This is a genomic window from Oleiphilus sp. HI0079 (assembly GCF_001635105.1).
In genome coordinates, this window is sequence record NZ_LWFT01000358.1 from 1 (window position 1) to 7,539 (window position 7,539).

Annotated in this window: 6 protein-coding genes; 4 read left to right on the forward strand and 2 right to left on the reverse strand. The window is 47.0% G+C overall.

Annotation, left to right across the window (positions count from 1 at the left end; all coding sequences use genetic code 11):
- Together A3750_RS04790 and A3750_RS04795 are read left to right on the forward strand one after the other, a co-directional pair.
- On the forward strand, nucleotides 1-961 hold a 961-nt coding region (locus A3750_RS04790), incomplete at its 5' end, for a ketopantoate reductase family protein (protein ID WP_082873200.1).
- Entirely contained in the window at nucleotides 945-1,841 is an 897-nt protein-coding gene (locus A3750_RS04795) for an ROK family protein (RefSeq protein WP_068520239.1), read from the forward strand. The genes A3750_RS04790 and A3750_RS04795, both read left to right, overlap by 17 nt.
- Here A3750_RS04795 and ampD read toward each other — a convergent pair.
- The gene (gene ampD / locus A3750_RS04800; RefSeq protein ID WP_068454297.1) at nucleotides 1,838-2,377 is read right to left on the reverse strand and encodes a 1,6-anhydro-N-acetylmuramyl-L-alanine amidase AmpD; all 540 of its coding nucleotides are present in this window, start codon (nucleotides 2,375-2,377) and stop codon (nucleotides 1,838-1,840) included. The genes A3750_RS04795 and ampD overlap by 4 nt on opposite strands.
- A 40-nt stretch (nucleotides 2,378-2,417) precedes the next feature.
- A complete protein-coding gene (locus A3750_RS04805) occupies nucleotides 2,418-4,787 on the reverse strand; it encodes a DUF1631 domain-containing protein (RefSeq protein WP_068454294.1) in 2,370 nt (789 codons plus the stop codon).
- Nucleotides 4,788-5,382: 595 nt separating this feature from the next.
- On the opposite strand from A3750_RS04805, the gene nadC reads away from it, so the two are divergent.
- Entirely contained in the window at nucleotides 5,383-6,246 is an 864-nt protein-coding gene (gene nadC, locus A3750_RS04810; RefSeq protein ID WP_068464321.1) for a carboxylating nicotinate-nucleotide diphosphorylase, read from the forward strand.
- A gap of 130 nt (nucleotides 6,247-6,376) precedes the next feature.
- Nucleotides 6,377-7,539: hypothetical protein (locus A3750_RS04815; RefSeq protein WP_156498410.1), on the forward strand; the 1,163-nt coding region annotated here is incomplete at its 3' end.

The following is a 7,539-nucleotide window of genomic DNA, read 5'->3' on the forward strand; positions in this document are numbered from 1 at the left end:
TCAATTGATTGGAATTTGTGGGGCGGGCGCGATAGGCAAATTGTGGGCTTATCGGCTCGGCGCTGACAACTGCTTATTTATCTCGTCGCGAAAAACGACAAAAGGCGAGATATCTAAAGCACGCCATAACATTGATTTTGAAATCACTAAGAGCCACGACGCCGATGGAGAGTCTTCGCAACTTAGCATCCCTTTGCTTAGCGTCACTGAGATTACGCACAAGACGGCGCACCTGAATGCCGTGCTCATTTGCACCAAAAGCTATGATGCGCTAGAAGCCGCCTTGTGTCTTGACAAAGCGCTCTGTGCATCCATTCCCTTCGTGCTATTTCAAAACGGACTGGGCAGTCATCAACGTATCGTTGGGAATCTGAAAACAAGAAAAGTCTTCGCCGCAAGCACAACATCTGGCGCAAACATCAATACTAACGGCCAGCTCGTGCTGGCGGGAGATGGCGACACGCTCATCGGCGCATTAAGTCACCACAGCGAGGGTATCAGCAGTAAGAGAATAAAAGAGCTGCTTACCCAAAACCTAAATAGAGAACCCTCCCGCGACCACCAAGTAGAATATTCTTCGAATATTGAGCCTATACTATGGAAAAAACTAATCATTAACTGCGGCATCAATGCCTTCACCGCTCTTGAAAATGTTCCAAACGGAGAGATATCCCAGACACAAACCTTCAGCACGCTATGGCAAGAACTTATTCGCGAACTCAGCTGTTTAGCGCCGAAAGCCGGCATAAATGCATCTGAAAAAGAGATCGAAACACTTATACTTGATGTAGCAAAAAACACTGGTAACAATATCTCGTCAATGTTGCAGGATGTGCGTGCGAACAAACCGACCGAAATTGATGACATTAACGGCTACGCCTGCAAAATATTGCGACAGCAAAACTGCTCAGCTCACGCTAATCAGGAGCTAACCAGGAGAGTTCATGCACTTAGGGATTGATCTTGGCGGTACAAAAATCGAAATTATCGTGCTCGATAATACCAATCAGGTTCAGCACAGAAAGCGCATCGCGAGCCCTCGCGACTCATACCAACAAACCTTGTCTGCCCTCGTCGATTTGGTTGAAGATGCCGAAGATAAGGTTGGTCAGCGTTGTAGCGTGGGAGTTGGAATACCCGGAAGCCTGTCTCCATCGACAGGGTTGGTTCAAAATGCAAACTCTACCTGGCTTATCGGGCACCCTCTGAAACAAGATTTAGAAAATTGCCTTCAGCGAGAAATTAAAATCGCCAATGATGCAGATTGCTTTACGCTCAGCGAAGCCTGCGACGGTGCGGCATCGAAGAGCCAGAGTGTATTTGGCGTGATCATAGGAACCGGCGTTGGAGGGGGCATCTGCATTAACCAAAAGCCAATACTTGGGCCGAATGCCATAACAGGCGAATGGGGGCACAACCCCATGCCCTCCAGCCACTGCGCTCTGCACAATCCTCCTTGTTACTGTGGGCGACAGCACTGTATAGAAACCTACTTGTGCGGTCCGGCATTCGTCCGTTTCTTTAACACCTCTAACAACACCCAATTCAAAAGGGTTGAAGAAATTATAAACCACCACGACTTAGACCAAAGAATCAAAGCGGAGGAATACTACACGGAGCATTTTGCGGCCGCCCTAGCAACAGTCATCAACGTCTTGGACCCGGAATGTATCGTTTTAGGTGGCGGCTTGAGCAACATGTCATTTCTATACAAAAACCTGAAGAAAGCCCTCATCCCACATGTTTTCTCTGACACACTACGAACCAAAATAGTTCCCGCTAAACATGGTGATTCTAGCGGTGTTCGCGGTGCAGCCTGGCTGGGTAGAAATCTAGGTTAAATAGATGCTTTAAAACGGTCCCAGTCAAAAGACGGACCTGGGTCGGTTTTCCGCTCGGGCGCTATGTCGCAGTGTCCGACGATGCTGTCTGTATTTATCTTTGGATAGGCCTTGATAATTGCACCTGCAAGTTCTTTTAGAGCGTCGTACTGGGCCGATGTATAAGCTTCGAAATCCTGTCCTTCCAACTCAATCCCAATAGAATAATCATTACAATTTTCTCGCCCACAAAAATTCGAAGCGCCGGCGTGCCAAGCGCGATCAAGACACGAAACAAACTGAGTAATCTTGCCTTCTCGCGCGATAAGAAAGTGAGCAGAGACTTGTAAGTCTTGAATTTGCTCAAAATATGGATCTTGAGCAGAATCCAGTTTATTGAGGAAAAACGCCTCGATATAGCCTCCACCATAGCGGCCAGGAGGAAGGCTAATATTGTGTATAACAAGAAGACTGGGAGGCTCGGCCTCTGGACGTTGGTTGTAGTTCGGCGAAGGACAGCGAATTGCTGAATCCAACCAACCTTCAACGATATTCATAATGCTCTCAAAGACTAAAAAAATCGTCTGCTAGCATACCTTATGAACGTAGATTAGTAATAATCGATTCAAGCGCCCTGTCAAAAAGTAAGCCGTCATTCAGCACCTGCAGCTCACCTGAACGGAGGTCCTCTGCCAACGCCATTCGATTTTTCTCCACAACTTTCACACCCGCTCGATTGACAAAAATATGCTTGCCTGTTGAACGAATCACGGCGGCCAACTTACAGCGCTCATTGGAATTTTTGGAACCAAACTCAAACCAACACCCTACAACAAATCGATCAACTTGCTGAACGAACGGACTATCTTCGGCTAGTTCTGAGCCTTCCGATTCGTTTGACTCTTCAACCAAAACGATATTTTCCTGCTTTTTGGGTAGTTTTTCGTTTTGACTCTCAATACCCGCGTGTTTCTCATCGGCTTGTTCACATGCCTCTTGCAACTGTTTGAAATCTTCTTCCAATTCTAAGGTGGACCGAACAAGATCACTCACCTCATCATTTTGAGCAGAAACACTCTCATCAATCCCGACACGCGCGCGATCTTTGTAAGAATCAAGATGCTCTGCGGTTTCTTGCAAATCAACTTGCTGCTGAAGCGCTTGCAAAGAAAGCACGTGCTGATCTTCTAACTTGTCGAGCAATCGTTTCGCCAACGTTTCATCCAGCGCCACGTCTTGAAATCCAGCCCGCACTTTGGCTACCAAATTAGGAATCAGCTGCAATAATTTTGCACGTGCCTCTGGCTCCTTGGGATCTGGGCAAAGCGACCAAACAAGCTGAGTCACAACGTCTACCGCCTCATGCCACGCTTGACTGTCTGCGCCTTCGCGCAAATATTTAAACACTAATACATTGCTCCAGGCGTCTTTCAATAACTCCATTCCCAGATCAGGAACAGCGCGCCCGTCAATCGCTTTGTTAATAACCTCCTGCGTTGCCAGACGCGCTTCAACGGCTGCCGCTTTGCCTTTCTCGGAGTCTCTTGTACGCTGTTCAACCAGCAACCCCCTGCGGCGCTCAACATCAACAAATTGATTGAAGTCTTCTAGTAGCTCCTGAAACATTGTTACGTTATCGTCAAAACCGTCTGTTACTTGCTCGACAATACTCTCGAGCTTTTCCTTGTAACGATCTCTTCGACCACTTCTTGGCGAAGTCCAGCCAATCGCAGACGATGCAATCTCGTTGAGTAGTTTACGTGCGGGGTGTCCACCCTTACTGAAGAAGGTTTTATCGATCAGTGCTACTTTGAGAAGTGGTATTTGCAAGCGAGAGATTATTGCCTTCATCTCAGCCTGAAGCTGCCTGTCCTCAAGAATGAACTCAAACAACATCGAAATCAGGTTGATAACATCAGCATCGACATCATTACACACCTTGCCTTGCTCTGAACCACCTAAACGCGCCGCGAGCAATGCCTGAAAATCGATAGACTGATTTGGCGTAATGAAGTTAGCAACGGCTTCATGGCCATTACTCTGAAACAATGACAGCGTATTTAAAATATCTTGATGAGGTATGACTTTAAGATTCGGCATACCCGCTGCGGACGTTGCGCCATTTGTCATTGGCTGCCCTTGCGGGTGGAGCAGTTGACGAAGCACGTTCAAATCAAAGCCAACGCCATCGCTCTCATTGCGCGCACCATTCGGCGAAACATCTTGTTCAGGTTGCTGAGACTTGTCCGCAGAACCGGATTGCGCACTCTTTGAAACCTTATGGGTAGGTTTATAGTCTGGCATTATCCCCGCTGAGGCTAATAGCTTATTAAACTCTTCATATACATTAGGCATTTCTGCGAGCACATAGCGTTCGAACAACTTAAAAACAATCAGCTTGGCCTTGATATCGGCCTCAAGATTCATACAACCTTCGACAAAGCCTCGGCATAGTATTTCAGGTGAAACTGGAACCTCTTCATCACCTATCTCCTTCGCTTTTAGCATATGACAAACGCGAACCCTGAATGCTTTGAGGGGTTCCGCCGCTTCCGCCGCTAACCGCTGAACCATGCCTTCTACAGCAACGTCGAACTCAAGATCTTCCTCTGCAACCAAGCTTAAGGTATCTAAATCCTCCGCTTCAGTTTTTTTACTCGAACCTTTGATACCTGAACTCGTATCGGAAAAGGAGCGTAAGGCCGGGCCCAGTGTTGAAATCAATATCGACTTTTTCTGCAGTCTAAGCTCACGCATCGCCTCAAAATAAGTCGCTTGGTCAGCACCGGACTTATCAACCATTGCGAATAAAGCGTCATCAGCATTGTTAAATAAGTCGATCATCAGAGCTCGAATGCGCTCTTTAGCGTGATCGCGGAGTTTCGTAAACTCCGCAGGCAATGGGCGAGAAGCTTGTCCTTGCGGTGCCTTTACTCCATGTATTCCAATCACTTTTGCGGTGGCCATATCTTTTCCAAGAAGGTTATTTGACGAATAGTATACGTGCTTAGCATCAAAATGAGCGTCAATTTTTGAGCTGTTTTATAAGTATATGGCGTCATTTTATTATCGCGTGTCACATTTTGTTGCAAAGCGAATTGGTTCACACAAAGAGAGCCGTAAAGCCGCAGCGAGAGTCGTATGGCTTTCGCGACAAGCCTAGATTTAGGGGAAGTTTAGCCCGAGATTGAAATAAGCCTAATCCTTCGCGTGAATATTGTTCACTAATTGTTCGCACCAAAGCACATATGATTGGCCAGAGGCACCACAAAAAGACCGCCCTCCGTTTCTATTACGCACACTCTATTCACTTTCACTCTATAGCCAATATCATCACCTTCCTCACTTTGAAACCAAGATAGACAGCTGGCGCACGGTGATACTAGCCCGTCCTCATCGCAACCTGCCTAAGAGCATAACTGTAACGACATAGTCACCAACATGAGACTTTTACTTCTTTATCAGGGTGCCATCAAAGTCACATACAGGCTTATTAAAGACGTAGAATTATTCGCTAAAGCCCTTATAATGCGCGGTCTTCACATCATTCCTGAGTACAAAGATGATCGACAACGCAACACTGACTAAAGCCATCAAGAATAATGTTGAGCTTGCCCTGTCTGAAGACATCGGTAACGGCGATATTACCGCTCAGCTTATTCCAGCGTCACAACAGGCAAGCGCGAAAGTAATTACGCGCGAGAATATGGTGCTCTGCGGTGTCGATTGGGCGAATGCAGTATTTCAATCTGTTGATCAATCAATGCAAGTGCAATGGCACAAAGCTGAGGGTGACCTCGTCGAGAAAGATGAGTGTTTCTTGAGCCTAAGCGGCAATGCCAGAAGTATTCTTACTGCCGAGCGCTGCGCTTTGAACTTTATTCAAACACTCTCAGGAACTGCAACCCTAGCGAAACATTACGCAGAGATCGTAGAGCACACCCAAGTAAAACTCCTGGATACAAGAAAAACCCTTCCTGGGCTGCGTGTCGCGCAGAAATATGCCGTGTCTGTGGGCGGTTGCCACAATCATCGAATGGGCCTTTATGATGCATTTCTTATCAAAGAAAACCATATTATTTCTTGCGGCTCTATCGAAAACGCAGTTCAAAACGCCAGAGAACTTGCGCCCGGTAAGCTAGTAGAGATCGAAGTTGAATCTCTCGATGAGCTTGATCTGGCACTTGCAGCGGGTGCAGACGTTATTATGCTGGACAACTTTTCACTCGAAGAAATGAGAGCGGGTGTAGCACGAGCCACCGGAAGAGCGAAGCTGGAAGCATCAGGAAATGTTACCAACTCAACAATCACGCCTATTGCCGAAACCGGTGTCGACTACATATCAATAGGCGCGTTGACGAAGGACGTAAAATCCATCGATTTATCCATGAGATTTTCTGCAGACCAACAAGTGTCGCAATGTTAACAAAACGTTACGGTTTGTATCTCTTAACACATAGATAAACATTTAATTACGTCTAAACTTCTCGCATCAAAAACAAGAGACGCACACTAGCTAAATTGTCGGTGTGCTTTTGTGTCGCGAGAGGCTCCGTTTGTCAAAAGCAAATTCCGATCATGTCGCTTGTTCAAACGAACTAAGCCACGTAGCGATATCGACCAAAAAAAGCCAACACTTTGTCGCATTCGTTGTCGCATTTACCGCTGTATACCTGATCATTGTTAGCTCTCAAGGCGGGCTGAACGCCAACACTCACCTTTGGCTATTAGGAGCCGTATCCGTCAGCTTGGCTTATACATTCGGTTTTACCGGGCTCTGCTCGGGCCTGGCTCTGACATTTGCCGCCGATACGGTCACGGGATTTGAGCACGGTGCCTTAGGGGCAATTTCAAACCTCCTATTTACCGCTTCAATGACACTCACGATGCTTCTCCCTTACTTCGCACAAGATCAGGAAAAAATGTCGTCTCGCATGCTGGCGAGCAGCGCTGAGACCAGCATTTTTATAGGCTTGGCCGTACTAAGCTCAAGTGTCAGTGTTGGGCTCTATGTTTTGTCAGCAAATATCGGTTTGGAGCATGCGGATTATACCCTCTCGTCCTATCTCCATCAGGTGCTTGCCTCCGTTGTTATGGTCATTGGCATATGCCCGCTACTCATTCTTTGGCGACAAAAACAGCAATGGCCTGCCTTACCCCGCGACCCCAAAGAATACTCCGCATGGTGCATGAGCCTGATCTTGATAAGCTTTATGGCTCTGGCATTTGGTCGCAGCTGGATATCTCTTTGCGCACTGCTGCTTGTTTGGGCAACGCTTCGCTTTAGTTGGTTTGGTTGCTGCTTAGCGTTAGCGATTACCACTCTATTTATTTCGCCGGCCCAAAACAATTCAATAACCCTACCTCAAAGCATCGGTGTATCCGACTGGGTGATAACCAACTTTGAGCTTCTCGCCTGGTTCTTCATGAGCGCCACATCCCTCTACTTTGCATCTTTACTTGCCGACAAACGCCGTATTGAGAAAAATCTCGAAGCGCGTGTACTTGAGCGAACGGGCGAACTTGATTCCGCAAACAGGGACCTTCAGCTGGAAATCGAAACGCGCCACACGATTGAAGCCAGCCTAGAAAAGACAAATAAGCGATACCGAGCACTTATCGAAACCGCTGGAATCCCCGTTATTGTCATCAATGACAACTACCTAATAAAGCATTGGAACGGCTCATCAGAAGCGACCAGCGGGTATCGGTATGAATC

Bases quoted from the DNA above. Each gene is read 5' to 3' on its own strand.
- A3750_RS04795 (WP_068520239.1), top strand. From the start codon at position 945: ATGCACTTAGGGATTGATCTTGGCGGTACAAAAATCGAAATTATCGTG.
- A3750_RS04805 (WP_068454294.1), bottom strand. From the start codon at position 4,787: ATGGCCACCGCAAAAGTGATTGGAATACATGGAGTAAAGGCACCGCAA.
- ampD (WP_068454297.1), bottom strand. From the start codon at position 2,377: ATGAATATCGTTGAAGGTTGGTTGGATTCAGCAATTCGCTGTCCTTCG.
- nadC (WP_068464321.1), top strand. From the start codon at position 5,383: ATGATCGACAACGCAACACTGACTAAAGCCATCAAGAATAATGTTGAG.